General features: G+C 71.8%; 22 protein-coding genes. 7 read left to right on the forward strand and 15 right to left on the reverse strand.

The features are described from left to right. Nucleotides 1–30: 30 nt before the first annotated feature. Nucleotides 31–1,533, reverse strand: a complete 1,503-nt coding sequence (locus tag ACZ7HQ_RS26305) for a metallophosphoesterase family protein (RefSeq protein ID WP_470994498.1) — start codon at nt 1,531–1,533, stop codon at nt 31–33. 128 nt (nt 1,534–1,661) lie between these two features. Here ACZ7HQ_RS26305 and ACZ7HQ_RS26310 point away from each other — a divergent pair, with 128 nt between their 5' ends. Continuing rightward, on the forward strand, nt 1,662–1,949 hold the full coding sequence (locus ACZ7HQ_RS26310; protein WP_470994501.1) for a DUF1905 domain-containing protein: 288 nt from the start codon (nt 1,662–1,664) through the stop codon (nt 1,947–1,949). A 66-nt stretch (nt 1,950–2,015) separates the two neighbouring features. Here the strand turns inward: ACZ7HQ_RS26310 and ACZ7HQ_RS26315 are convergent, their stop codons facing one another. Continuing rightward, a complete protein-coding gene (locus ACZ7HQ_RS26315; protein ID WP_470994504.1) occupies nt 2,016–2,756 on the reverse strand; it encodes an SDR family NAD(P)-dependent oxidoreductase in 741 nt (246 codons plus the stop codon). 368 nt (nt 2,757–3,124) lie between these two features. Here ACZ7HQ_RS26315 and ACZ7HQ_RS26320 point away from each other — a divergent pair, with 368 nt between their 5' ends. Next, complete coding sequence (locus ACZ7HQ_RS26320; RefSeq protein WP_470994506.1) at nt 3,125–5,545, forward strand: M4 family metallopeptidase; 2,421 nt, start codon at nt 3,125–3,127, stop codon at nt 5,543–5,545. A 50-nt stretch (nt 5,546–5,595) separates the two neighbouring features. Here the strand turns inward: ACZ7HQ_RS26320 and ACZ7HQ_RS26325 are convergent, their stop codons facing one another. From ACZ7HQ_RS26325 to tgmA, 10 genes are all read right to left on the reverse strand, one after another. Then, a complete protein-coding gene (locus ACZ7HQ_RS26325; RefSeq protein ID WP_470995300.1) occupies nt 5,596–6,780 on the reverse strand; it encodes a glycoside hydrolase family 64 protein in 1,185 nt (394 codons plus the stop codon). A 202-nt stretch (nt 6,781–6,982) separates the two neighbouring features. Then, complete coding sequence (locus ACZ7HQ_RS26330; protein ID WP_470994509.1) at nt 6,983–7,738, reverse strand: dienelactone hydrolase family protein; 756 nt, start codon at nt 7,736–7,738, stop codon at nt 6,983–6,985. A gap of 115 nt (nt 7,739–7,853) precedes the next feature. Continuing rightward, nucleotides 7,854–8,474 (reverse strand): L-threonylcarbamoyladenylate synthase, encoded by a 621-nt coding sequence (locus tag ACZ7HQ_RS26335; protein WP_470994512.1) that lies wholly within the window; start codon nt 8,472–8,474, stop codon nt 7,854–7,856. 301 nt (nt 8,475–8,775) lie between these two features. Continuing rightward, entirely contained in the window at nt 8,776–10,008 is a 1,233-nt protein-coding gene (locus ACZ7HQ_RS26340) for a cytochrome P450 family protein (protein ID WP_470994515.1), read from the reverse strand. Between the two features lie 120 nt (nt 10,009–10,128). Beyond that, complete coding sequence (locus ACZ7HQ_RS26345; protein ID WP_470994517.1) at nt 10,129–11,379, reverse strand: serine hydrolase domain-containing protein; 1,251 nt, start codon at nt 11,377–11,379, stop codon at nt 10,129–10,131. 503 nt (nt 11,380–11,882) lie between these two features. Next, complete coding sequence (locus tag ACZ7HQ_RS26350) at nt 11,883–12,350, reverse strand: hypothetical protein (protein WP_470994520.1); 468 nt, start codon at nt 12,348–12,350, stop codon at nt 11,883–11,885. Between the two features lie 279 nt (nt 12,351–12,629). Next, nucleotides 12,630–13,739, reverse strand: coding sequence for a PP2C family protein-serine/threonine phosphatase (locus ACZ7HQ_RS26355; RefSeq protein WP_470994523.1), 1,110 nt, complete (start codon nt 13,737–13,739; stop codon nt 12,630–12,632). A gap of 454 nt (nt 13,740–14,193) precedes the next feature. Further along, nucleotides 14,194–15,081, reverse strand: a complete 888-nt coding sequence (locus ACZ7HQ_RS26360) for a Gfo/Idh/MocA family protein (RefSeq protein ID WP_470994526.1) — start codon at nt 15,079–15,081, stop codon at nt 14,194–14,196. A 35-nt stretch (nt 15,082–15,116) separates the two neighbouring features. Continuing rightward, nucleotides 15,117–16,100: an ATP-grasp ribosomal peptide maturase gene (tgmB, locus tag ACZ7HQ_RS26365; protein ID WP_470994529.1), complete on the reverse strand. Its 984-nt coding sequence runs from the start codon at nt 16,098–16,100 to the stop codon at nt 15,117–15,119. 17 nt (nt 16,101–16,117) lie between these two features. Further along, nucleotides 16,118–16,309 carry a putative ATP-grasp-modified RiPP gene (gene tgmA / locus ACZ7HQ_RS26370; protein ID WP_020938095.1) on the reverse strand — a complete coding sequence of 64 codons (192 nt, stop codon included), beginning with the start codon at nt 16,307–16,309 and terminating at the stop codon, nt 16,118–16,120. A gap of 265 nt (nt 16,310–16,574) precedes the next feature. Between tgmA and ACZ7HQ_RS26375 the strand changes: the two genes are divergently transcribed. After that, nucleotides 16,575–17,003 carry a VOC family protein gene (locus ACZ7HQ_RS26375; RefSeq protein ID WP_470994532.1) on the forward strand — a complete coding sequence of 143 codons (429 nt, stop codon included), beginning with the start codon at nt 16,575–16,577 and terminating at the stop codon, nt 17,001–17,003. A gap of 35 nt (nt 17,004–17,038) precedes the next feature. Here the strand turns inward: ACZ7HQ_RS26375 and ACZ7HQ_RS26380 are convergent, their stop codons facing one another. Continuing rightward, on the reverse strand, nt 17,039–17,914 hold the full coding sequence (locus tag ACZ7HQ_RS26380; RefSeq protein ID WP_470994535.1) for a fructosamine kinase family protein: 876 nt from the start codon (nt 17,912–17,914) through the stop codon (nt 17,039–17,041). Between the two features lie 243 nt (nt 17,915–18,157). Between ACZ7HQ_RS26380 and ACZ7HQ_RS26385 the strand changes: the two genes are divergently transcribed. The 4 genes from ACZ7HQ_RS26385 to ACZ7HQ_RS26400 all read left to right on the forward strand — a co-directional run bounded on the left by ACZ7HQ_RS26385 (nt 18,158) and on the right by ACZ7HQ_RS26400 (nt 21,435). Further along, nucleotides 18,158–18,487 carry a deoxyxylulose-5-phosphate synthase gene (locus tag ACZ7HQ_RS26385; RefSeq protein WP_228617682.1) on the forward strand — a complete coding sequence of 110 codons (330 nt, stop codon included), beginning with the start codon at nt 18,158–18,160 and terminating at the stop codon, nt 18,485–18,487. Between the two features lie 56 nt (nt 18,488–18,543). After that, a protein-coding gene (locus tag ACZ7HQ_RS26390; RefSeq protein ID WP_470994538.1) for an IS5 family transposase occupies nt 18,544–19,475 on the forward strand; the annotation gives its coding sequence in 2 pieces (ribosomal slippage) (nt 18,544–18,910 and nt 18,910–19,475; 933 coding nt in all). 41 nt (nt 19,476–19,516) lie between these two features. After that, nucleotides 19,517–20,227, forward strand: a complete 711-nt coding sequence (locus tag ACZ7HQ_RS26395; protein ID WP_470994541.1) for a cyclodityrosine synthase — start codon at nt 19,517–19,519, stop codon at nt 20,225–20,227. After that, entirely contained in the window at nt 20,224–21,435 is a 1,212-nt protein-coding gene (locus ACZ7HQ_RS26400) for a cytochrome P450 (RefSeq protein WP_470994543.1), read from the forward strand. The genes ACZ7HQ_RS26395 and ACZ7HQ_RS26400 overlap by 4 nt, the downstream gene beginning before the upstream one ends. Before the next feature lie 397 nt (nt 21,436–21,832). On the opposite strand, the gene ACZ7HQ_RS26405 is transcribed toward ACZ7HQ_RS26400, so the two are convergent. Next, a complete protein-coding gene (locus ACZ7HQ_RS26405; RefSeq protein WP_470994546.1) occupies nt 21,833–22,711 on the reverse strand; it encodes an SCO6745 family protein in 879 nt (292 codons plus the stop codon). A gap of 130 nt (nt 22,712–22,841) precedes the next feature. Then, nucleotides 22,842–23,840, reverse strand: a complete 999-nt coding sequence (locus tag ACZ7HQ_RS26410; RefSeq protein ID WP_470994549.1) for a Vgb family protein — start codon at nt 23,838–23,840, stop codon at nt 22,842–22,844. Nucleotides 23,841–24,170 lie beyond the last annotated feature (330 nt).

Genomic DNA, 24,170 nt, shown 5'->3' on the forward strand with positions numbered 1-24,170 from the left:
TTCTGGCAGGCGAGTGTGACAACCGTGTGATCACTTCAGCGGAATGACGACCTCGTCCTCGACCGGCGGATCGAGCTCCTGCTGCCGGTTGCCGGTCGCGGCGAAACAGCGCAGCCGGACCTCCTCGGGAGCGACGTCCAGCCGCAGGAAGCACTTGAAGAACGGCGGGCTGTAGGTGGCCGACCCGGGTGAGAACAGCTGGGTGTAGACCTTGCGCACGGGCAGCCGGAACCGGGACGTGCGGTCCGGGCGGCCGCCGGTGCCGAGGAGGCTCGAAACCAGCCGGGTGCGCCGGGTGATCCGGGCGTCGGAGCCGGTCTTGCGGCCCGGCTCGATACCGAGGCGTTCGGCGACGACCGCGGTCGCCTCGGCCTCGCTCAGGGTGAAGAAGCGGCGCAGCCGCAGCCGGCGGCCGTACAGACGGCTGTAGAAGGCCAGCGAGTCCCCGCGCAGCGGATAGCAGCGGAAGTCCCGCTCGGTGACGCCCGCGACCGACACCCGCGGGATGGTGTGCGTGGCGTGCATGAACGCCCCGCCGCCGCCCGCGACCACGTACTGGACGGTGCGGCCGTCGACGTCGACCGGATAGCGCTGGTAGTTGTGGATGTCGCCGCCGATCGCGGCCACGTAGTGGTGCTCCGGATCGCGGACGATGCCGTCCACCGTGCCACCGCCCTCGATGGGGCACGGGTGGTGTTCGCCGTCGACGTACAGCGGCGACCCGGTGACGAGGATCTTCGGCCGGGGCCCCCGGGACACCTCGCGCAGCCAGGCGCCCTGCTCGGCGTCGATGGTGCCGAGCAGACCGGTGTCGATACCGACGATCCGCACCGGGCCGGCGTCGATCGCCCAGTACGGTCCCGGCTGCACCGCCTGCTGGCCGGGGGCGGCCCGCAACGCCCGTGCGGCGGCGAGCCGTTGTTCGTCCGTCGGCCGGGGCCGGTGCCACAGCAGCGCGCGCCACCAGGCACGGCTGAGCGGGCGGGGCCGTGGCTCGGGGCCGAGCGGCGGGGTGTCGGCGCAGAAGACGCGCATGAAGGCGCCGAGGTCCTCGTACCAGTCGTGGTTGCCCGGTATCGCGAAGATCGGCGCCGGGTAGTCCCGGTAGGGGCGGAAGAACTTGTCGCCGTAGTCCCGGGCGCTGCCCACGGGATAGATCACATCGCTGGCGATCACCGCGAAGTCCGTGCCCTGACTCATCTTCAGAAGCCCCGGTACGACGGCGTACTGGGAGTCGTCGCCCTCGCCGGTGTCGCCGATGACCATGAACGAGAACCGGTCGGAGACCTCCCGCCTGATCACCTTGTCGGCGGGCGCCCCGGCCGCCTGCCGGCGCGCCACCCAGCGGCTGCGGGTACGGCCGGTCGGATCACCGAACCAGGACGCCAGCACGCCGTTGCGGGCTGCCCACAGCGTCCGCGGATTCAGCCACGACAGCTTCTCGACGTGGTCCGGCATCAGCTGTTTGTAGGCACCGGGCTCGGCCGAGCCCCAGCCGGCGCCCTGTGCGGTATCGCGCGAGGAGTCAGACACGTCGTGCACGGTAACAACGCACCGGTCAGCGGCGGTTGGCGGGGCCCGCCGACCGCCGGTCGCAGGCCTCGGCGCCGGTCGCCCGACCATCGGTACTACGCTGAGAGCCGCCTTCAGGAGGGGCACGTATGGAACTCGCCTTCGCCGGCCGGGTCGTGGAGTGGCGGGGCCCGGCGCCGTACTACTTCGTCGCCGTTCCGGACGCCGAGTCCGCCGACATCCGTGACGTGGCCGCGGCCGCCAGCTACGGCTGGGGGGTGATCCCGGTCGAGGCCAGGATCGGCGCCACGGCCTTCACCACGTCCCTTTTCCCCAGGGACGGCGGCTATCTGCTGCCACTGAAGAACGCCGTGCGCCGGCCGGAAGAGCTCGCGCCGGGCGACGAAGTGGCGGTCACGATGACCGTACGGCTGTGAGGCCGCCGGCGTGGGGACGCCGAGACCGCGTGTGGTCCGGGGGTCCAGGCGCCTCGCTCGATGTCGTCAGGTGAGGTTCAGACCGCCGTCGAGCAGGATGACCTCGCCGGTGAGGTAGCTGTTGGCGATGACCGACGCCACCAGATCGGCCACGTCGGCGGGCTGGGCCGGGCGGCGCATGGGGGCGCGTTCGCGCCAGAGTTCGTGTGCCTGCGTCCAGTCCTTCGTCATGGGCGTGTCCACCAGCCCCGGCGCCACCGCGTTCACCCGCACATCGGGTGCGAGCGCGGCCGCCAGCAGCCGGGTGACGTGGTTCAGCGCCGCCTTGCTCGCCGCGTACGGCACCGACGAGCCCTTGGGCCGTACCCCGGCGTGGCTGGTGACGTTCACGATGGTGCCGCCCGCGGGGGACTCGCGGAGTGCCGGAAGTGCCGCGGTGCACAGGACCCAGGGGGCGATGAGGTTGACCTCCAGCAGCTGCCGCCAGGCCGCCGGTGTCGCCGCGGCCAGGTCGGCGTGCGGGACGGGCCAGCTGATGCCCGCGTTGTTCACCAGCGCGTCCAGCCGCCCGCACCGGCCGAGCGCCGCCTCCACCAGCCCACGGGCCTCCTCCTCCACGGCCAGGTCCGCCCGGACGTACACGCCGCCCAGCTCCGTGGCCAGCGCCTGCCCGGCCTCGGCGCTTTGCCGGGAGTGCACGACCACCCGCATGCCGTCCGCGGCCAGCCGCCGTGCGACGGCTTCCCCGATCCCGGACGTGGACCCGGTGACCAGGGCAACGGGCCGGTCCTCTGCTGCGTTCCTCATGATCGAGATCCTGCCATGGGCGTCGTGGGCCGCCCGTGCCCCCACTGCGCCGAACTCGTCGGCGACCTGGCGCAGCACGAGGACAGCCATCGGCCGGCGGAGCGCCGGGAACCGCTGGGCCGCACCGTCACACCTCACCTCACCTCCCCCCGGCAGGCCCGGCACCCGCGGCGACCGGCATAGGGAAAACCCTCGAATACCCGCACATGGCTGACATGTGCGGGTCAAGGCTGGAATCCTTCCCCGCACCGGCATCCCTGGTGAGTTCACGGATCACGGTTCGGCACAGCTCAGCTCGCCCGGGCAGCAGACCCGTCTGCCCGTCTGTCACCGGTCGCGTCCCGGCGACCGCAGCAGGAGGAGTACGAGTGAGACGCCTTCCCCACAGACCCCTTTCCCCCAGAGGTCACAAGCGTGCCACGGTCGGAGCCGCCCTGGTCTCCACCGCGGCTTTCCTCGCCGTCGGCATACAGGCCGCCCCGGCCATGGCCAAGCCCGCCGCCCCCCACCCGAGCCCGCTGCGCAGCGGCGGCCTGGAGGCACGGCTCAGCCCGGCCCAGCACCACGCGCTGATCAGGAGCGCCCAGCAGAAGTCCGCCGCGACGGCCCGCACCCTCGGCCTCGGCGCGAAGGAGAAGCTGGTCGTCAAGGACGTCGTCAAGGACAACGACGGCACCCTGCACACACGGTACGAGCGCACCTACGCCGGCCTCCCCGTCCTCGGCGGTGACCTCGTCGTGCACACCCCGCCCGCCTCCCTGGCCGCGGGCACCGTGAGCACCACCTACAACAACAAGCACAGGATCGAGGTCGCCTCCACCACCGCGACCTTCACCAGATCGGCAGCCGAGACCAAGGCGCTGAAGGCCGCCAAGTCCCTCGCCGCCGAGAAACCCACCGCCGACAGCGTCCGCAAGGTGATCTGGGCCGGCAGCGGCACCCCGAAGCTCGCCTGGGAGACCGTCATCGGCGGCTTCCAGGACGACGGCACGCCCAGCCAGCTGCACGTCGTCACCGACGCCACGACCGGCAAGGAGCTGTACCGGTACCAGGCGGTCAGGACCGGCACCGGCAACACCCGGTACAGCGGGCAGGTCACGCTGACGACGACGCAGTCTGGTTCGACGTACACGCTGAACGACGGGACGCGCGGCGGTCACAAGACGTACAACCTCAACCACGGCACCTCGGGTACCGGGACGCTGTTCTCGCAGACCAACGACACCTGGGGCGACGGCACCAACTCCAACGCCGCCACGGCGGGCGCGGACGCCCACTACGGCGCGCAGGAGACCTGGGACTTCTACAAGAACACCTTCGGCCGCAGCGGCATCCGCAACGACGGCGTCGCCGCCTACAGCCGGGTCCACTACGGCAACTCGTACGTGAACGCCTTCTGGGACGACGGCTGCTTCTGCATGACCTACGGCGACGGGTCCGGCAACAACGACCCGCTGACGTCCCTGGACGTGGCCGGCCACGAGATGAGCCACGGCGTCACCTCCAACACCGCGGGCCTGGAGTACACCGGTGAGTCCGGCGGCCTGAACGAGGCGACCAGCGACATCATGGGCACCGGCGTGGAGTTCTACGCCAACAACAGCTCCGACCCCGGTGACTACCTCATCGGCGAGAAGATCAACATCAACGGCGACGGCACCCCGCTGCGCTACATGGACAAGCCCAGCAAGGACGGCGGCTCGGCGGACAGCTGGTACTCGGGCGTCGGTGGCCTCGACGTGCACTACTCCTCGGGTCCGGCGAACCACATGTTCTACCTGCTGTCCGAGGGCAGCGGCACCAAGGTCATCAACGGGGTGACCTACAACAGCCCGACCTCCGACGGCGTCGCCGTCACCGGTATCGGCCGGGCCGCCGCGCTGCAGATCTGGTACAAGGCGCTGACGACGTACATGACGTCGAGCACCGACTACGCCGCCGCCCGCACCGCCGCCCTGAACGCGGCCGCGGCCCTGTACGGCACCAACTCCACACAGTACGCGGGGGTCGGCAACGCCTTCGCCGGCATCAACGTCGGCAGCCACATCACCCCGCCGAGCAGCGGTGTGACGGTCACCAACCCGGGCAGCCAGACCTCGACCGTCGGCACGGGCGTGAGCCTGCAGATCCAGGCGAGCAGCACCAACAGCGGCGCCCTGAGCTACAGCGCCTCCGGGCTGCCCGCGGGCCTGTCGATCAACAGCTCCACCGGTCTGATCACGGGCACGCCCACCACGGCGGGAACCTCCAACACCACGGTGACGGTGACCGACTCCACCGGAGCGACCGGCACCGCGACCTTCACCTGGACGGTCAACTCCAGCGGTGGAGGCGGTTGCACCTCGGCCCAGCTGCTGAGCAACCCCGGCTTCGAGTCCGGGAGCACCGGCTGGACCGCCACCAGCGGCGTCATCACCAACGACACCGGTGAGGCCGCGCACGGCGGTTCGTACAAGGCCTGGCTCGACGGCTACGGCTCCTCGCACACCGACACCCTGTCCCAGTCGGTGACGATCCCCGCGGGCTGCAAGGCGACCCTGACCTTCTACCTGCACATCGACACCGTGGAGACCACCACCGGCACGCAGTACGACAAGCTGACGGTGACCGCGGGCTCGAAGACGCTGGCGACCTACTCGAACCTCAACAAGGCCTCCGGCTACAGCCAGAGGTCCTTCGACCTGTCCTCGCTGGCGGGCTCGACGGTCACGCTGAAGTTCAACGGCGTGGAGGACTCCTCGCTGCAGACCAGCTTCGTCGTGGACGACACCGCCCTGACGACCGGCTGAGTCACCCCGTTGCGCGGCCCCGCACCCGGGTGGTGCGGGGCCGTGGTGTGTCAGCTCAGCGGATCCAGCGTCAGATAGGCCTGCTGCGGGCTGCCGTCATGGACCAGCGACTCCTGGTTGCCGACGTCGTCGAAGGCGAAGGCGTAGGCCTTGCCGTCGGCCATCTGGGCGTGCACGGTGCGCGCGTACTGATTGGTCACCGCGTCCTGGTAGAAGTTCGCGGTCGTGGTGTCCGGCTGGTTGGGATTGACCAGCAGCGTGGAGCGGTTGAAACCCGCGCACAGGGTGCGGGAGATGGGGCCGCGGACGTTGTCGTTGGGCGCGTCGAGCAGCTTGTGGCAGCCGAAGACGCTGTCCGCGTCGGGTTTCTGGAAGCTGGTGACGACGGCGCCCGAGGCGTTGGTGAAGTTCATGACGTTGCCCGAGACCCGGCCGTAGTACTTGGTGTTCGGCTGGTCGGCGAACGGTGTGACCGTCAGCGTCGACGTCGTGTACTTCTGCCAGACCCGGCCCACGTAGTCGTCCATCACGTTGGCCGGCAGGGCGCCGGTCTCGACGCCGTACAGCGGCGAGAGCGCGCGCAGGACCGTGCCGTCGGAGCCGGTCTGGATCAGGCCGGACCAGCCGCCCGACTGGCCGCGCAACGCCTTGAAGAAGCCTGTGTACCCACCGGACTTGAGGTGCCCGGTGGTGCTCACGCTGCCGTCGGAGCGCCGCACCCCGACCGCGTACGGCGCCGAGAACATGTCCACCTGGGTGCTGTTCAGCCACAGCCCCGAGTCGTTGAGGGTGTACTCGGACCAGTTGAACAGGATGTCCCGGTTGGGATCGGAGGGGTTCTGCACGGCCGGCTGCACCAGGCCGCCGGTGGTCAGCCGGAAGTCGAGCTTGCGACCGTAGGAGAAGTAGATCCGCCCGGAGAACTTCGGGATCCGGATCGTCTTGGACTGTCCGGGGCCCGGCCCGTCGATCGCCGCGTCGGGAGCGGGCGTCGGGGGGTTGCCGCCCGCCGGCCACGCGTGGAAGGCGCCGCCCGCGTCGGCCCAGCCCTGTTGCCCGGAGGACAGCTGGGTGCCGAGGTCATAGACGTAGACCGGTCCGGAGCGGCCGGAGTCGTTGGTGATCTGCAGCGGGATGGTGTCGGGTACGGCGGCACCGGCGCGGTACGGAGCACCCAGGGCGAGCACTCCGCCGACCAGGGACGCGGCGGCGGCAAGGGGCAGCGGGGGGCGCATGCGGGTACGAGGCACTCTCCTACCTCCGTGTGGGGTCGGGGTCGTACGGATATTGGTCCGTACCTGTTTGAGAGCGCTCTCAGCCTGGTCTGAGGATGCGAACATGTCAATGAGTTGAACGGGAAACGGACGGGACCGGCCGCAGGCGCCCGCCGAGCCGCGGGCACCTCCGGCCGCCGTCCGCCCGCTGGTTGACGCGGTGTCAGAAGGTGCGCTCGAGCAGGCCGAGCAGGGCCGCCCAGTGCCGCTCGTCGGCCGCCTTGTCGTACGCCGGGGTGTCCGCCTGCGTGTAGCCGTGGTGGGCGCCCGGATAGACCTCGCAGGTGTGCCGTACGCCGGCGGCGGTCAGGGCCTCCTCGAAGCGCGCGATCTGCTCCGGGGGCAGCGCATGGTCGTTGTCGGCATGCCCGAAGTACAGCTCCGCGGTGATGTGCGGGGCGCCCAGATGCGGGCTGTTCGGATCGTCGGTGGCGAGCCCGCCGCCGTGGAATCCGGCCGCCGCCGCGACCCGGTCCGGGTGCGCGGCCGCCGTCCACAGGGCCAGCCGGGCGCCCATGCAGTAACCCGTGATCGCGACCGGTCCGTCGGCGGCCGACGGACTGTCCGCGAGCCGGCGCAGATAAGCGGCCGAATCCCGCGCGACCAGATCCGGCGTCAGCGAGGCCACCACCGGGCCGAGCCGCTCCCAGATGGTCGGATCGGCGCTCGGGTCGATGTACTCGGGCAGCTCGACGACCGGGGTCCGGCCGAGGCGGTAGAACACGTTCGGCACCAGCACGGTGTATCCGGCGGCGGCCAGCCGGTCGGCCATCGACCTCAGGTGTGGACGCAGTCCGTAGGCGTCCTGGTAGAACAGCACACCCGGGCGGGGGCGACCGTCGGCCGGATGGACGAGGTAGGCGTCGGCGACGCCGTCCTCGGTCGGGATCTCGACATCGTTTCCCTTGACATCGGTCATGAAGAGCAGGCCCTCCCTCGGGAATCGGCGTCGGGCGGCAACGGCCCTCGACGCCACGGCTACGTCCCATGCTGTCACGCAAGATCCGCAAGCCCGCACCCGGTGTGCCGCGTCCTCACTCGAACCGGCTGGTGTCTCCCGCGCCCCGCCGCACGATCTCCGCCTCGCCGCTGGAGAAGTCCACGACCGTCGTCGGCTCGGTGCCGCAGTCGCCGGAGTCGACCACCGCATCCACCGCGTGGTCGAGCCGGTCCTTGATCTCCCAGCCCTGCGTCAACGGCTCCTCCTCGTCCGGCAGCAGGAGGGTGCTGGACAGCAGCGGCTCGTCCAGCTCCGCCAGCAGCGCCTGGGTGACCACATGGTCGGGGATGCGCACGCCCACGGTCTTCTTCTTCGGGTGCAGCAGCTTGCGCGGCACCTCGCGGGTGGCCGGGAGGATGAAGGTGTAGCTGCCCGGCGTGGACGCCTTCACCGCCCTGAAAACGTCGTTGTCCACCCGCACGAACTGACCGAGCTGCGCGAAGTCCCGGCACATCAGGGTGAAGTGGTGCCGGTCGTCGAGATGGCGGATGGAGCGGATCCGGTCCATGCCGTCCCGGCTGCCCAGCCGGCAGCCCAGCGCGTAACAGGAGTCGGTCGGGTATGCGATGAGCGCTTCCGAGCGCACCGCGTCGGCGATCTGCGTGATGCTGCGCGACTGCGGGTTCTCGGGGTGCACGTCGAAGTACTTCGCCACCTGTCGAGCTTATGCCGTCCGCGTACTTCCCACGCCCTGGTGCAGCGGGTCGAGGCGGTCGTACTGACCGGGGGCAGCGCGTACACGCCCCACCATCCACGGCCGCACCTTTGTGCCGGTCCTTGTCATCAGCGCCTTCGTCGGACGCATACGCCGGGCGTGTCGCGTGGGTCACGGTGCGGCGGGTGGGCCCGGCCGAGCGCGGAGGCGGGGAGAGGGACAACGCCGGCCCCGCCCGGCCGTACCGCTCGGGTCCCCGCCGGGCCGCAGCCGGGCCGGCGGGGCGGCCGCGCGGTCCGGTTCAGGTTCCGAGCCGGACCGGGATCTCCTGCCAGCCGTGTGCGATGAACGAGGGCACGTGTCGTAGTCCGGCGGCGTCGACGGCCAGGTGCAGGCCTGGGAACCGGGCGAACAGCGCGGGCAGGGCGGTGAGGGCCTCCAGCCGGGCCAGCGGAGCGCCGACGCAGCGGTGCACACCGATCCCGAACGCCAGGTGGTCCTCGGCGGCCCGCGCCGCGTCGAAGACGGCGGCGTCCCGGCCGTAGTGCGCGGGGTCCAGGCCCGCGGCCGCGTAGGTCGTGATGATCGCGTCACTGGCCGGGATGGTCACGTCCCCCACCTTGAGATCCTCGACCGCGAACCGCAGCGGCAGCGCCGCGATGGACGGATGCACCCGCAGCGTCTCGTCGACCACCGCGTCCCAGCCCACCGCTCCGGAGCGCACCGCCGTCAGCTGCGCCGGACCGGTCAGCAGCGCGACCACCGCGTTGCCGATGAGATTGACGGTGGTCTCGAACCCGGCCCCGACCACCAGCAGCAGCGTGTGCAGCAACTCCTCGTCCGAGAGCCGGTCGCCGCCCTCGTCCCGGACCCGGATCAGCTCCGTGGTGACGTCGTCGCCCGGATGCGTCCGCCGGTGCTCGATCAGCGCGCCGAACACCGAGCCGATCCGCTCCTGGACGGACGCCGCCACCTCGGGGCTCGAATCGGAGGTGTCCATGATGTCGGCGATGAGCCGTGCCGCGTCGGGCCGCAACTCCTCGGGCACCCCGAGCAGTTCACAGATCATGCGCATCGGCAGCGGATGCGCCAGCCCGGCCCGCAGGTCGACCACCCGGCCGTCCGCCCCCTCGGCCGCCAGCGCGTCCAGCAGCTCGGTGGTCAGGTCCGCCACGCGCGGCCGCATCGCCTCCGTGCGCCGGTGGGTGAAACTCGGCGCGACCAGCTTGCGCAGCCGGGCGTGGTCGGCGCCGTAGGTGGAGAGCATGTTGACCACCCCCACCCAGGTCGCCATCCAGCTCCAGGACGGATGGTGCGGCAGCTCGGGCCACAGTCGCCAGTGGCGGCGCGCGTCCTTGCTGACCCGGGGGTCGAGGATCAGCTCCTTCAGACAGTCGTAGCCGGTGGGCGCCCAGGCGGGGATGCCACCGGGAAGTTCGACCGGTACGACAGGACCCAGCGCGCGCAGCCGGGCGCTCTGCGCGACGATGTCGGACCCGAAGGGGTCGAGGGCGATGCGGTCGGTGAGGGTCACGTCTGTTCTCCTGGGCAAGCGGCCCTCTTGCGAGGCGGTCGCCCCTCAGTAGACGCCGTCAGGGCCGGTGAGCACACAGTGCGGGCTCGGCGGGGGCAGGAAACCGGCCGTTCCGGCGCGTCATCCGGTGCGTGAAACTGGCAGGTTGTAGACGTGGGCGGGGGAGATGATCTTCGTGATGGCCTCGCTCAGTACGGTGCTCGGCTCCTGGGAACGGTAGGCGGTGTCGCTGTTGAGGAGCGCCACGAGCGTGGTGCGCGTGGACGGCAGGTAGACGGTCAGCGACTCGTAGCCGGGGAGCGAGCCGTTGTGGCCGATCCAGCCCTGCACGTCGAAGATGCCCAGCCCGTATCGGGCCCCCTTGATGGCGCTGGTCGGCGGCGTGATCAGCCGCTGCGTCTGGGCGGCGGTACCGACCATCCGGGTTCCGTCCGGGAACCGTCCCGTGGCGACGGTGCGCGCCCAGATGCGCAGGTCGCCGGGCGTGGAGATCATCGCGCCCGCCGCCCAGCCCCAGGACGGATTCCAGTCGGCCGAGTCGGCCTCCTTGCCGTTCGCCGTCTGCCGGGTGTAACCCTGCGCGTGCGGTGTGGGGAACTCGTTGCCGGTGGGGAAGAGCGTGTGTTTCATGCCGGCCGGGTCGAGGACGTGCCGCGTGAGGTAGTCCCCGAGGCGCTGTCCGCTCCGCTTCTCCACCACCAGGCCGAGCAGGATGAGGTTGGTGTTGGAGTAGAAGAACTTCTGCCCCGGCTGGAACATCACCGGGTGCTTGAAGGAGTAGGCGAGCAACTGCCGGGGCGTGAAGGAGCGTTGCGGGTCGGATGTGAGCGCCTTGAAGAAGCCCGGGTCCTCGGAGTAGTTGTACAGCCCGCTGCGCATGCCGGCGAGCTGACGCAGGGTGATCTTGTTCCCGTTGGGGACGCCGTGGACGTACTTGCCGACCGGGTCGTCCAGACCGGCCTTCTTCTGGTCCACCAGCTGCAGCAGCGCGGTCACCGTGAACGTCTTGGTCTCGCTGCCGATGCGCATGTACATGTCCGGCTCCATCCGCCGGCCCGTGCTCTTGTCGGCGACTCCGAAGGAACGCAGGTAACTCGGCTGACCCGGCGTCCAGACACCGACGGTCGCACCGGGAACGTTCGCCTCACGGATCACCTTCCGTACGGCGGCGTCGAGCCGGCGCGCCACCTCAGGGGTGAGGTCACGGACGGCCGGCCCCGAGGGAGTCGGAGTGGGGGAGCCGGCGGAGAGGGCGGTCGGTACGGAGGCCGGTGCCGCCCGGACGGGCCCGGCGGCCAGGGGCACCATCAGCGTCCCCACCATGACGACGGTCGCGGCCCCCCTCAGCGGACGGCGGGACGATTGCGCCATGGTCTGACTCCAAGCACGTGAGAACCGAACGTGCGGTGAGCGGGACGTCGGAGCCCGGACCTTCCCAGCATAGGAGCGGCCATCGGGCCCCGCCCGCCGCGCGGGAGAGGAGTGGACGCCCCGCTCGGTGCCGGCCGGCGGGCTGCCTGTCCGCGCGGCGGAGCGGCCAGGTCCGGTGATGGCCTCACCCGGCCCGGCGGGCCGGTCGGCGCGGAGGGACCGGGCCCGGGAACCGGTCTGCGCCCACCTCGTCGCCGAGTGGCATGAAGACGGGCTGTGCCTGCGGACGCGGACGTCCCGAGGCATTGGTCCGGCGGCTGGGTGGGGGAGTGGCGGGCGCAGTCCCTGCGGAAGGGTTCCTACGGGGGCGTTGGTCCAGCAGCCGAGGCCGCCGCCGCGGGCGCGCGGGCGGGCGGGCGGGCCGGCCGGGCCGGATGCGCGGCGGGGCACCGGTCCGGCGCCCGCCCCGGACGGGCTGCCCGTGCCCGAGCGTGTCCGATCCTTCACTGCCCGCACAGCGGAACGAGGACGGCGAGGGTGCCGTTGGCCTGCCGCAGCGCCTCCTCGAGGGTGCTGGGCGAGTGGAGCGCACCGGTGCCGTCGGGCGGCACGAGCCATTCCAGGAAACGCGCGGGCCGGTACGGCGGCGGTACGGCGACCCACGCACCCTTGGTCGCGTACCGCAGACCGGCTCCCACCCAGCCCCCGGAGGGGTCCGGGGGCAGGAGGAACCCCACCCGGCGCGCCGCCGTGTCGACCAGCGTCGGCCCCGGCGGGGGCATCCCGGGCCGCCACAACAGGTCCAGGGTGAGCAGCCCCAGCCGGTCGGGGACGCTCAGCACGTCCCAGTAGCGGCCGGCCTCCAGCAGCGCGACGCCCTCCCCGTGATCCCATTCCCGCTTGCAGGAGCGCGGGTCCGCCGCAGCCGCGGCCAGCCACTCCACGCCCCGCATCCACATCGTGTGCGTCATGCACTGCTCCGGGTGTCCTCGCTCGCCCGCGCTCGGCGCAGGAAACCGTGACCGGGCAGTTCGTGCGCCTGCACGCCAACCCGGCATATGCATGCTCGTAGATATTTCTACGTGGCGGAAGGGGTGGCGAGCCCTGGCGTTTGAGCCGGCACGTTCGAACTCCGGCAATGGGTTCGCCGGTTGGGAGGGAAGGGGCGCGTGCGGCGCCCGGCCGGTGCCGTCGGGCCATCGGTGATCCGCACGAACATGACCGGGGAGCCGGGACCGGGGACCGCGCGATCAGCGGACGCCCGTCGGTTCCGGCGCCAGCACCAGCATCGTGGCGTCGTCACGGACCTGGTAGCGCAGCTGTACGAGATCTGCCCACACCACCCCGGCCAGCTCGGCGGGCGGTGTACCCGACAGCGCGGCGAGGCGGGCGGGCAGCGGATAGAAGGCGTCGTCGGCACCCCGCGCCTCCCACACCCCGTCGGAGGCCAGGAACAGCCGGTCGCCCGGCCGGAGCGTCACCGTGACCTCCTTCGGCGGGTCGACGCCGACCAGCCCGAGCCCCAGCGGCGGCCCCGGCACGACCGCCATCTCCAGCGCGTGCTCCTCGTGCAGCAGGACGGGCGCCGGATGGCCGCAGGCCACCACGCGCACCACACGCCCGTCGGGGGAGAACTCCAGCAGCACCCCGGTGGCGAACAGCTCCGTGTGCCGCACGCCCGCCGAATCCACCGCCAGCCTGCGATCCATCCGCGCGGCGACCGACTCGAGGTCCGGCTGGTCCAGCACCGCCTCCCGGAACGCGCCCAGCAGCGACACCACCGTCGCGACCGCCGACAGCCCGTGCCCCTGTACGTCGCCCATCACCGCGCGCACCCCGTACGGCCCGTCCCGTACGTCGAAGAAGTCCCCGCCCACCAGCGTCCCGTCCTGCGCGGCCCGGTAGAACCCCGCGCACCCCACGCACCCCACCCGGCTCGGCAGCGGCGGCATCACGGCCCGCTGCACGGCCTCCCCGATGGCCCGCTCCGTGTCCAGCTGGGCATCCCGTTGGCTGCGCACATACGACACGAACACACTCAGCGCTGCCACGAACATGATGGTGAGCAGATCGGTGTTGCCCGGGCGGTTGAGGTGTGTGGCGGGCAGGTTCAGCACCACGACCACCCCGAGGCCGAGGCCCGCGGTGGCCAGCGGACCGTACGACAGAACGGCCAGCGGCGGGATGGCCCCGAGCAGGAAGCCCAGATCGCGCGCGTGGGGCGTGACCAGCGTGGCCGTGCTGACGGCCACGAGCAGCAGTACGGGCAGCACCCGCACCCACCACGGCGGCGGCGCGCCCCGCAGCCAGCCGCGATCCTCCAGGTCCCCACGCGACGACCCGCCGCGCACCCATCGCACACCCCCAAGCTACGCCGCCCTCCGCACCCGGGCCTCCCGCCTGGGACCGAGGCTGTGATCGAGGCCCGGCCCCGTGCCGCGAGAGCCGTCGGGCCACGGCTCGAACCGCATTCCGGGGAGGCTTTCCGCGGCCGGCGGGCCGGTCCGCGACGGGCCACGGCTTCGTTGCCGTCCGCGTCGAGGGCGACCGGGGGGTGTGGTTCCGGCGGAGCGAGGAGCCGTTCGAGGAGCGGGCGGGGAGGGGCCGGCGGACGGTTGACAAGGGACGTCGGGTCCTCCTGAGTCATGGCCTCACCCGCCGGAGCGGATACCCGGCCCCCCGGGCCCGCCCGCTCACGCCTCCACCGCCCGCACCCCCGCCACCGCGCTCCACCACCCCCACCACGCCCGCACGGGAAGGCCCGGCAGGAACCAGGCCGCGTGGGCGGCGGGGGTGGGAGGCGGAGGGCCGGGGCTAGTCCCTGGCCGCTGTCAGGCGTGACTCCGCTGTTGCCAGGATCTCGGTGACGCGGAGGCCGAACGCGGCGTCGCAGGCGTGTGGGCGGCCCGTGCGGGCGGCCCGGAGCAGGGCGTCGGCGGCGCGGGTGAGCGCGGGGACCGCTCCCTCGGAGCTTCCCGGCATCAGTGCCACGCCCCCCTCGCCCCGCAGCTCCACGTCCGCCCCGGCCGCCGCGGGCGGTGCCGTCAGGGACAGCGTGAGCGTGCTCGACGCCCCGGTGGCGTGGTCGAGGACCAGATGCACGGTGTCCGCGGGACCGTGTGCCGCGGCCAGCACCTGCCGTACGTCACCGAGGACCGGCAGCAGCACCGAGAGGGCGTGCGGGCCGACGTCCCAGAGCGCGCCCTTCTCCCGCCGCCACGGCGAGGCGGCGAACGGGCTGTCGGAGGTGAACACAGCCCCCAGCCACTGCGCACGGGCGGTGAACCAGCCCGCCACGGCCGCCTGTTCGTCGATCCAGGCCTCCGGTTCCTTCTGGAAGCGCGCGGTGAAGAACACCACCGAGGCCACCCCGGCCCGCTCCACCGCGGCCGCCACGGCCCGCCCGTCGGCGACCGACACGGCGAGCGGCTTGTCCAGCAGCAGATGCCGGCCCGCCTGTGCCGCGCGGACCGCCACCTCGGCCTGCACCGACGGTGGCAGTGCCACGGCCACCGCGTCCACGTCGGCCAGCAGCGCGTCCACGTCGTCGTACGCGGCGACGCCGTACTGCTCGGCCAGCGCTGTCACCGCCTCGGGCCGGCGGCCCCACACCCCGGCGAACTCCACGCCGGTGTGCCCGGCGAGGGCGGGGGCGTACGCCGCCCGGGCCCACGGGCCGGTCCCCAGCAGTCCGATACGCATGTGGCGTTCCTTTCTCCGAGCCGATCCCCGCACCCTCAAGATGCTGCGCTCCGGTCGTCCTGCGCACACCTGCGCTCCGGACTCCCGTTCCCGGCAAGCCAGTCGGCGATGGTGGCGGCGATGGGCTGACCTGTGTCCATCTCGACGAAACCGAACTGGCCCGACTGGTTGCACTCCAGGAACCACCAGATCCCGTCCGCGTCCTCGGCGAAGTCGAATGCGCCGTAGGCCAGTTCCGCGCCCCTCATGTACCGCCGTACGCCCTCGGCGACGCGTGGGGGCACGTCCGCGGCCAGCCAGGGAGAGACCGACGGGGCGAAGCGGACGTCCACGTCGTCCGGGTGCGCGTCCGGGTCCGCGGGCTTGCGCGCGGCCAGCAGCGTGTCGCCGACGACGGTGAGCCGGATGTCGGCCCGCTTGGCGATCCGTCGCTGCAGCAGCGTCGGGCCGAAGGCCACCGCCGAGAAGTCGGTGTCCGGGGCGACCCGGCTGGTCGGCACCGCACGCGGCGGCTCCTGCGGATGCGCGCCGGAGACGGGCTTGACCACCAGGTCGGGGAAGCGCTCCGCGAACTCCCGCGCCGCCTGGGGGAACGTCGTGATCAGCGTGGCCGGTGCCGCGAGGCCGCTGTGTCGCGCGAGGTGCAGCTGCCAGGGCTTGTGGCGGGCGCGCCGGGCCGCGTCCGGATGGTTCATCCAGCGCGCGTCGGTGGTGCGCAGCATGCCGTACAGCGCCTGCGAGGACTCCTCCGTCAGCCAGGCGGACGGCTGGGCGGCGCGGGCGGCGGCGTCTCCGGGTCTGCGTACCCAGATGGAGCGCAGGCCGTTCATGCTCACCAGGCGCCCACCGGCGGACAGGTGTCCACGACAGGCGCCCTGCACGTACTCGCTCGACAGCGCCACCCCGTTGGTGAGGTCGGCGGGATCCAGCCGGACGACCGGCACGCCGGCCTCGCCGAGCCGCAGGACCACCATGTCCGCCGTCACGTCTTCTTCGTTGGTCAGGATGAGCACGGTCATTTTCCGGGACCCACGGTTCAGTCGTCGAAGTGCGTCTTGGAACCGGCCGTCGAGGTCGTGGTCCCGAGTGCCCTGAGGGTCGCGTGGTCGGTGGCGGCGATCCGCCCGTCCGGGAGGACGTTCAACTGCAGTCCGGAGTCGTACGCGTACGGAGTGGTGACGTCCAACTGCACAGCGGGGCGCGCGTAGTTGAGCGTGAACGGTTGCATGGTCTCTCCCTGTTTCGGCTTTCACGTCCTTATACGAATCGAACGGGTGATTGGTTTCCTTACTCTGCGTCACCACAGGCCGGAGGGCATGCCGGAAGGTCCCGCATGGCTCATGACGCCGATGAGGCCCACGGCGTTGCGCGGCCGCGGCTCGCCGCGGCCGGCGCCAGGGGCCTTGCATCGTGATGCAGGACATCGAGGGCAGCGAGTCCGTCCCGGCGACCATGCCCGACGGGGGCCCCATTCCCCCTGGTATCGTGCGCCGATGTCATCGATCAAGCAGTTCCAGGTGACCTTTGACTGCGCAGAACCTGAGCGCCTGGCGCGCTTCTGGTGCGAGGTGCTGGGATACGTCGTACCGCCGCCGCCCGAGGGGTTTGCCACGTGGGACGACTTCAAGCGCTCGCAGCCACCTGAGGAGCGGGATTCATGGTTCGCCTGCATTGATCCCTCAGGTGTGGGCCCGCGGCTGTACTTCCAGCGGGTCCCCGAAGGCAAGGTCGTCAAGAACCGGGTGCATCTCGACGTGCGGGTCGGTACCGGACTCGTGGGTGAAGAGCGCCTCGCCGCACTCGAGGCCGAGTGCGCACGGCTGGTCCCGCTCGGCGCGGTACACGTGCGAACGCTGTATGACGGCAATGATTCATGCATCCCGATGCTGGACATCGAGGGCAACGAGTTCTGTATCGACTGAGCATTTTCTCCGAGCCGGGGGCGGCCGGAGCCGCCTCACGCTCCGAGCGCGCCGCGCGCCGCCGTCAGGGCCTGTTCCGCGTACCCGCGTCCGAACAGCACCGCGTGCACCAGCAGCGGGAACAGCTGGTGCACGCCCACCCGCTGCCGCCAGCCGGCCGCGAGCGGTGCCCTCTCCTCGTACCCGGCGAGCACCCGGTCGAGATGCGGGCAGCCGAACAGCTGGAGCATCGCCAGGTCGGTCTCCCGGTGACCGCCGTGCGCGGCCGGGTCGATGAGCCGGACCTCGCCGTCGGCGCCCCACAGCACGTTCCCGTTCCACAGGTCCCCGTGCAGCCGCGCGGGCGGCTCGGCAGGGCCGGCCAGGTCCGGCAGCCGGGCGCAGACCCGCTCGAACACGGCTGCCTCGCCCGGCCGGAGCGTGCCGCGGTCGACCGCTCCCCGCACATACGGCAGTACGCGGTGCTCGGCGTACCAGGCGGGCCAGTCGGCGCCCGGCGTGTTGCGCATCGGGGCGAGTCCGATGAACGCGTCCTCGGGGCCGTCGGGCGGCGGCGCTCCGAAATCCGAAGCTCCCGCGGCGTGCAGCGCGGCGAGTGCCTGGCCGAAACGTAGCGCTGCCGCGGGCTCCGGCCGCCCGGTCGGCACCCGCTCCGTGACCATCCACCGTTCGTCGTGCCCGAGCACCGCAGGCACCCGGACCGCTTCCGCGGCGGCCAGCCAGCGCAGTCCCGCCACTTCGGCGCGCACGGCCCCAGGAGCGTGGCCGCGCTTGACCATCACCGCAGTTCCGCCGTCCAGCGTCAGTTCGGCCGGTGACCCGGACGGCGCCAGCGCGCCGGTGACCGGGCGTCCGGTGAGTCGGGATGCCGCCCGTCGCGGGTCCTCGGGAGCCTCGTCTCGGTTGACCACGGCCCCAGCGTACGGCGCGCAACAGGGCTCCGTAGTGCGGCACTTCAACTATTAATACGATGGTTTTCAGCCAAACCCCGGCGGTAACTACCCGTGCTGAATCCGTACGGCTAGCGTGAGGGCGCCGCGCTGCCACACCAGGGGCACAGGGCCCCGCCGGGACTAGGGTCTGTCCCTTCGATCTTGCTGAATGTCACGGAAACCTGGTCGAGTTCATCCCGGACGGGCCGTACTCTGGCCAGCATGGCCCACGCGAAGACCTCCTATGTCTGCCTGCCCTGTCGGGCCTCCTACAAGCAGCCTTACCTCGGTGACCATGACCGGCTCTGCCCGCGCTGTGCCGAGCCGTTGATCCATGTTGGTTCCGCCTTCGCGCCGCCGCGGCGGCGCGACACCGCTGCCTGGCGGACCCTGTCGGTACTTTTGAATGCCGGTGTCCGCTTCCACAAGAGTTGCTGTGGCGGCCCTGGCTATCGTCCGCGCACACTCAGCGAGGTGCGCGAGCGGATGGCGTATGCGCGAAAGACCGGTGAGCCGTTCGCGCGTGCATTGGTGCGCCACGAGCTGCCGTAGCCCTTGGCGCAACAGGGCAGCCATGCGCGTCCGGTCATCTGATTCGTTAGCTTGGTATGAGTGGTCGCGGTGATCTGACGGACGAGGAGTGGGCTTGCTTGAAGCCGCTTCTACCGGTGAGCAACGGGCGTTGTGGCAGGTGGCGGGATCACCGGCAGGTGATCAACGGGGTTCTGCATCGGGTGCGGACCGGGGTGCAGTGGCGTGACCTGCCTGAGAGGTTCGGCCCGTGGAAGACCGTGCACAAGAGGCATCTGCAGTGGTCGGCGGACGGCACGTGGGAGCGACTGCTGCAGCAAGTCCAGGCCGCTGCAGACGCCGAGGGATCCATCGACTGGGACATCTCGGTCGACTCCACGGTGATGCGCGCCCATCAGCACGCCGCCGGCGCCCGCAAGGCCCCGCCGCCAGCCGTCTCAAAGGGGGCGGTGGCTACGGGACACCAGATCGATCCGGCGTGGACGCGCCTGCTCGGCCACCTGGAGGAGGTGGTGCTGCACATGAGGGCCTGGGCCGCTCGCGCGGCGGGTTCACCACCAAGGTCCACCTGAGCGCCGACGGCCGGTGCCGCCCGCTGTCCCTGGTGGTTACGCCCGGGCAGCTGGCGGACTGCACCCAGTTCGAGCCGGTCATGGAGAAGATCCGTGTCCCGCGCATCGGTGCCGGCAGGCCCCGTATCCTCCCGGACAGCGTCAGCGCTGATAAGGCCTACAGCAACCGCCGCACGCGGTCCTACCTCCGCAAACGAGGTATCCAGCACGTCATTCCGGAGAAGGCCGACCAGGCAGCCAACCGCGGCAAGCGTGGTTCGCATGGTGGTCGGCCTCCCGGCTTCGACAAGGAGCGGTACAAAAAGCGCAACGTCGTCGAACGGGCAATCAACAAGCTCAAGGGCTTCCGGGCTGTCGCCACCCGTTATGACAAGCGAGGACACGTGTTCCTCGGCACCGTGACCTTCGCGGCCGTCATCATCTGGCTCCGATCATGATCGGAGCGACAGATCCTAGCGCGCGGCGGAGGATTTCCCCTTTGACCACAGCATCCGTGCTGATGGCCGACGTCTTCGAAGTCCAGCCGTACACCTCCCATTGCGAAGTCATTTTGGGCGAGGGCGCGCATGCCGTGATCGGTGTGTCCCCGGGCAACAGCTACTTCTCGGCCCGTCGCCTGCACGACCTCGCCCGCTGGGGACTGGATCACTTCGACAGGGTCGACTTCGTGTACACCGACCTGTATGTCGCTGAGATGTACGAGGCGTCCGGCTATCCACCGGACGAGGCCCGGCGCAAGGCCGTGAAGAACCTGCGCGGGGTGCGCGCCAAGGTCCGTGACGCGGTGTCAGCCGCGGATCCGGACGGCCTGCGGCTGGACTGGCACCCGATGTCGGAGTTCCGCACCAACCCCGCCTACCAGGACATCCACCGGCACCTCACGGCGCGCCTGGCCTCCGACGGAGCCTTCCGCGCCGTGTGCGACGCCCTGGTGAATCGTTTCCTCAGCGCCCGTGGCGAGGACCCCACCGAGCGGCAGCGCGCCGTGTGCCTGGAGTACGTGTGCGCCGAGGCCCCGCTCTTCCTTGACACCCCCGCCATCCTCAAAGTGCCTTCCTCTCTCAACTGCTACCACCAACTGCTGCCGATGGCCGAGCTGTTGTACTCCCGTGGTGCCGGCCTGCGCGCTTCCCGCAACCAGGGCCACGCCATCGTCACCCCCGCCGCCCTGGAAGGAGCCGTGGCATGACCACCGCCCCCGACACCCGTACCGACCACCCGCCCCTGCTCGACTTCCCGTTCTCCTGGGACGGCACGAGGGTTCCCGCCGAGGTCGAGGAGGTACGCGCCGCCACCCCCGTACGGCGCGTGCGGACCATCGCCGGCGACGAGGCCTGGCTGGTGTCGTCGTACGACCTGTGTGCCCAGGTGCTCAAGGACGACCGGTTCTCCCTGAAGGACACCTCCGCCCCCGGAGTGCCCCGGCAGTACGCGCTCACGATCCCGCCCGAGGTCGTGAACAACATGGGCAACATCACCGGCGCCGGGCTGCGCCGGGCGGTGCTGAAGGCACTCAACCCGAAGTCACCGGGCCTGATGGAATGGCTGCGCGAGGAGGCGCACCGGCTGGTGGACCGGCTGGTGGCCGACGGCCCGACGGCAGACCTGCGCGGCGCGTTCTGCGAGCCGTACTCGGCGGGCATGCACTGCCGCATCCTCGGCATCCCGCAGACCGAGGCGCCGGCCTTTCTGCGCAGCCTCGACATCGCCTTCATGAACTCGGCGTGCCCGGTCACCGGCGCGAGGATCAACTGGGACCGGGACATCACCCGGATGACGGCCCTGCTCGACGACCCGGCGACGCACGGCCTGATGGGCGAACTCGCCGCCCTGCGCGACGACCCCGACTACGCCCACCTCACCGACGAGATGCTGGCCACCGTCGGTGTCACGATGTTCGGCGCGGGCGTCATCTCCACCTCGGGTTTCCTCGCCATGGCCCTGGTGTACCTGCTCACCCATCCCATCGCCCGCGACCTCCTGCGGGACCGACCGGACCTGATCGGCCCGGGCGTGGAGGAACTGCTGCGGGTCAACCTGTCCATCGGTGACGCGCTGCCCCGCCTCGCCCTGGAGGACGTCCGGCTCGGCGACGTGGACGTACGCAAGGGCGAACTCGTCCTCGTCCTGGTCGAGGGAGCGAACCTCGACCCGGAGAAGTTCCCCGACCCACACCGCTTCGACATCCACCGGGACAACACCGCCGACCACCTCTCCTTCGGTGGCGGGGCCCACTACTGCCCCGCGACCGCGCTCGGCCGCGCACACGCCCGGATCGCCCTGGAGGTGCTCCTCGACCGGCTCCCGGACCTCGCGCTCGCCGTACCGCCCGGCCAACTGGTCTGGCGCACCGGCTTCATGAAGCGCATCCCCGAGCGGCTCCCGGTGAACTGGTAACCCCGCGACACTCGCCGTCCGTACGGCGGCCCCGCCCCGGCACCCGGAGCGCGGCCGCCGCCGGGACCGGCTGGGCGAACACCCCGAGCACCGCCCGACGGCGCCAACGCCGGTGGGTGGTGGGTGGCCGTGCGGGGCTGGTCCCGAGCAGGGCCTCCGGGGGCGCCGGGTGGGTGGCCGGTCGGCTGGAGGCTGCCGGGGTCAGCGTGATCCCCGGGGCTTGGCTGGTCGGTGGTGGTGGGCCAGTGGTCGTGCGGCGCCGGGTGGTTCGCCGGGAGTGCGGCCGGCCGGCCGACCGAGGGGCGCCGGTGTCGGGTGGTGCTCGGGATGTGGGCCGGTGGCCGGCCGATGGGCGTCGGTGTCGGGGCCGGTCCGCAGCGGCGCGGCCTGAGCGTGCTCAGCGGTCGAGGGTGACCGAGCTCCGGGTGAGCCCCACCGGATTGCCCGGGGGGAGCAGGCCCGAGTTCCCCACCATGTGGGCCAGCGGCTCCAGCAGCGCGGCCAGGCGGGCGGTGCGCTCGGTGCCGAGCGCGGTCCACGGTCCTTCGGCCGCCGCGTCCGTCAGCGCCTCCACCTCCTCGCGCGCCGCCGCCCCGGCGGGGGTGAGCGACCCGTCGGCCGCGAGCAGCCCGCGCTCGCGCAGCCGTGTCGCGGCCGCCTCCCAGTCCGACGGCTCCCACCTGCGGGTCTCCCGCAGCAGCGCCCCGTCGGACTCGCCGGCAGCCGCCTTGAGCACCATCGCCTCGACCGGCCCGAGCCCCTGACCCACCAGGACCGCGACATGGGAGTCGCCCCGGTGCTCGCGCAGGGTCGTCAGGCCCTGCCACAGCCGTGCGGCGGGGCCGTCCGGGCGCTCCAGCGCCTGATTCGCGGCAGCGAGCACCCGGCCCGTGGTGTCCGCGGCCGCGGCGGCTTCCCAGGCGAGGTCGGCGGCCTCGGCGAAGTCCGCCGAGCTCACGGCATCCGCTCCGAACAGGCCGGTCATCGCCGCGTCCAGGGCATCCTGCCGGGCGGCCAGCACGTCGGCCGCAGACGCGTACTCCCAGGCGTCCGGCAGTGCCCGGGCGACCCGGGCGGGGTGGAAGACGTAGAAACAGCTCGTCACGACGGACGGGGGGACCGGGCCGAGCGGTGCGGCGCGCAGCGCGAAGTACCCCATCCAGAACCCGCGCATCCCCAGCGCGTCCGCCGCCCGGCGCACCTCCGGCGCGAAGTACACGAGATCGTGCACCGGTTCGTACCGTTCCCACAGCCCCCGCGCCATCCCGTCCGCCACCGCTTCCTCCCACCGCGTCGACGTGCCGTGCCGTCGGCACCGCCCTGTGTCCGGCTCCAGCCTGCTTTATGACACCGGTCATAACAAGGAGTGCGGGCCTCCGGAGTGCGGTTCCGGCCTCGTCCGTGCCTCACCCGGGCAGCGGCCGGACCCGGCCCACGGCGTTGCCGATCAGTTCGGTGAACCACATGGACCGGTCGGGGCCGGTGGCCAGCCGGAAGGGCACCCTGACGGCGCCGTCCGGCACCGGGACGGTGGTGATCGCGCCCTCAGCGGTGATCCTGCCGATCCGGCCCGACTGGTCGGCGTACCAGACGCACCCGTCGGGCCCGCGCGTGATGCCGCTCGGGCCTGCGCCCGAGCGGGGCAGCGGGAAGCGGGTCACGCGGCCGCCGTAGGTGACACGTTCGACCGCGTTGGAGCCCGAGGCGGTCAGCCACATGCCGCCGGGCCCGGCGACGACGTCCTCGGGGTGCTCGCCGGCGCCGGGCAGCGGGGATTCGGTGATCCGGCCCGACGGCGTGATCCGGCCGACCTTCCGGGTGGCCGGCTCGGTGAACCACAGTGCTCCGTCGTCACCCGGTGTGATGGCGTGCGGGGAGGCCCCCGGTGTGGGGAGCGCGTACTCGCTGAAGCGGCCGGAGACCGTGATCCGGCCGATCTTGTCCGTGTTCGCCTCGGTGAACCACAGGGCCCCGTCCGGCCCGAGCGCGATCCCGGCCGGTCCGCTGTCGTCCGAGGGGACGGCGAACTCCGTGACCCGGCCGGAGGGGGTGATGCGGCCGATCCTGCCGGCGACGGTCTCGGTGAACCACAGCGCCCGGTCGGGTCCCTGGGTGATGGCGGTGGGACCGGTGTCCGGACCCGAGGTGGGGAAGTCGGTCATGGTGCCGTCGACCCCGATCCGCCCGATCCGCCCCACACCGCTCTCCGTGAACCACACGGCCCGGTCCGGCCCCGCGGTGATGCCGGACGGGGCGCTGTCGGCGGCCGTGGTGACCGGATACTCCGTCACATCGCCGGCCCCGGCCCGCGCGGGGGCGGCGATCACGGCGACACCGGTCAGCGCGCCCAGCACCGCGGTGAACCACCGCCGGCCGCCTCGTCTCCCCAGGTCGGTCGCGGGCATGGCGGCCCCTTTTCGGCGGGCGGGCAGCAGGGGTGCTGCCGGAACGTGAGGGAGTGCCGGAATCAGGCTAGGAGGACCGGCACGGCCGTACGACCTGAACGACCCGGTGGGAGTACGCCGCGCCGGCGAGTGCGCCTGCCGGCCGGCGCCACCGGGAGGCGGGGCGAGAGCCGCGGGGCGGCGCACGCGCGGGTGGGGTCCGAGACGAACGGCGGCACACCCTCGGTAAGGACTGCGGCAGCCTGCCGCCTGCTACTCCGAGCGTGCGAGCACCATGCGGGAAGTGTGATCGGCGGGAGCGCCTCGAAGGGGGATCACTGGGGCAGACGG

The organism is Streptomyces sp. NPDC037290 (genome assembly GCF_055603245.1).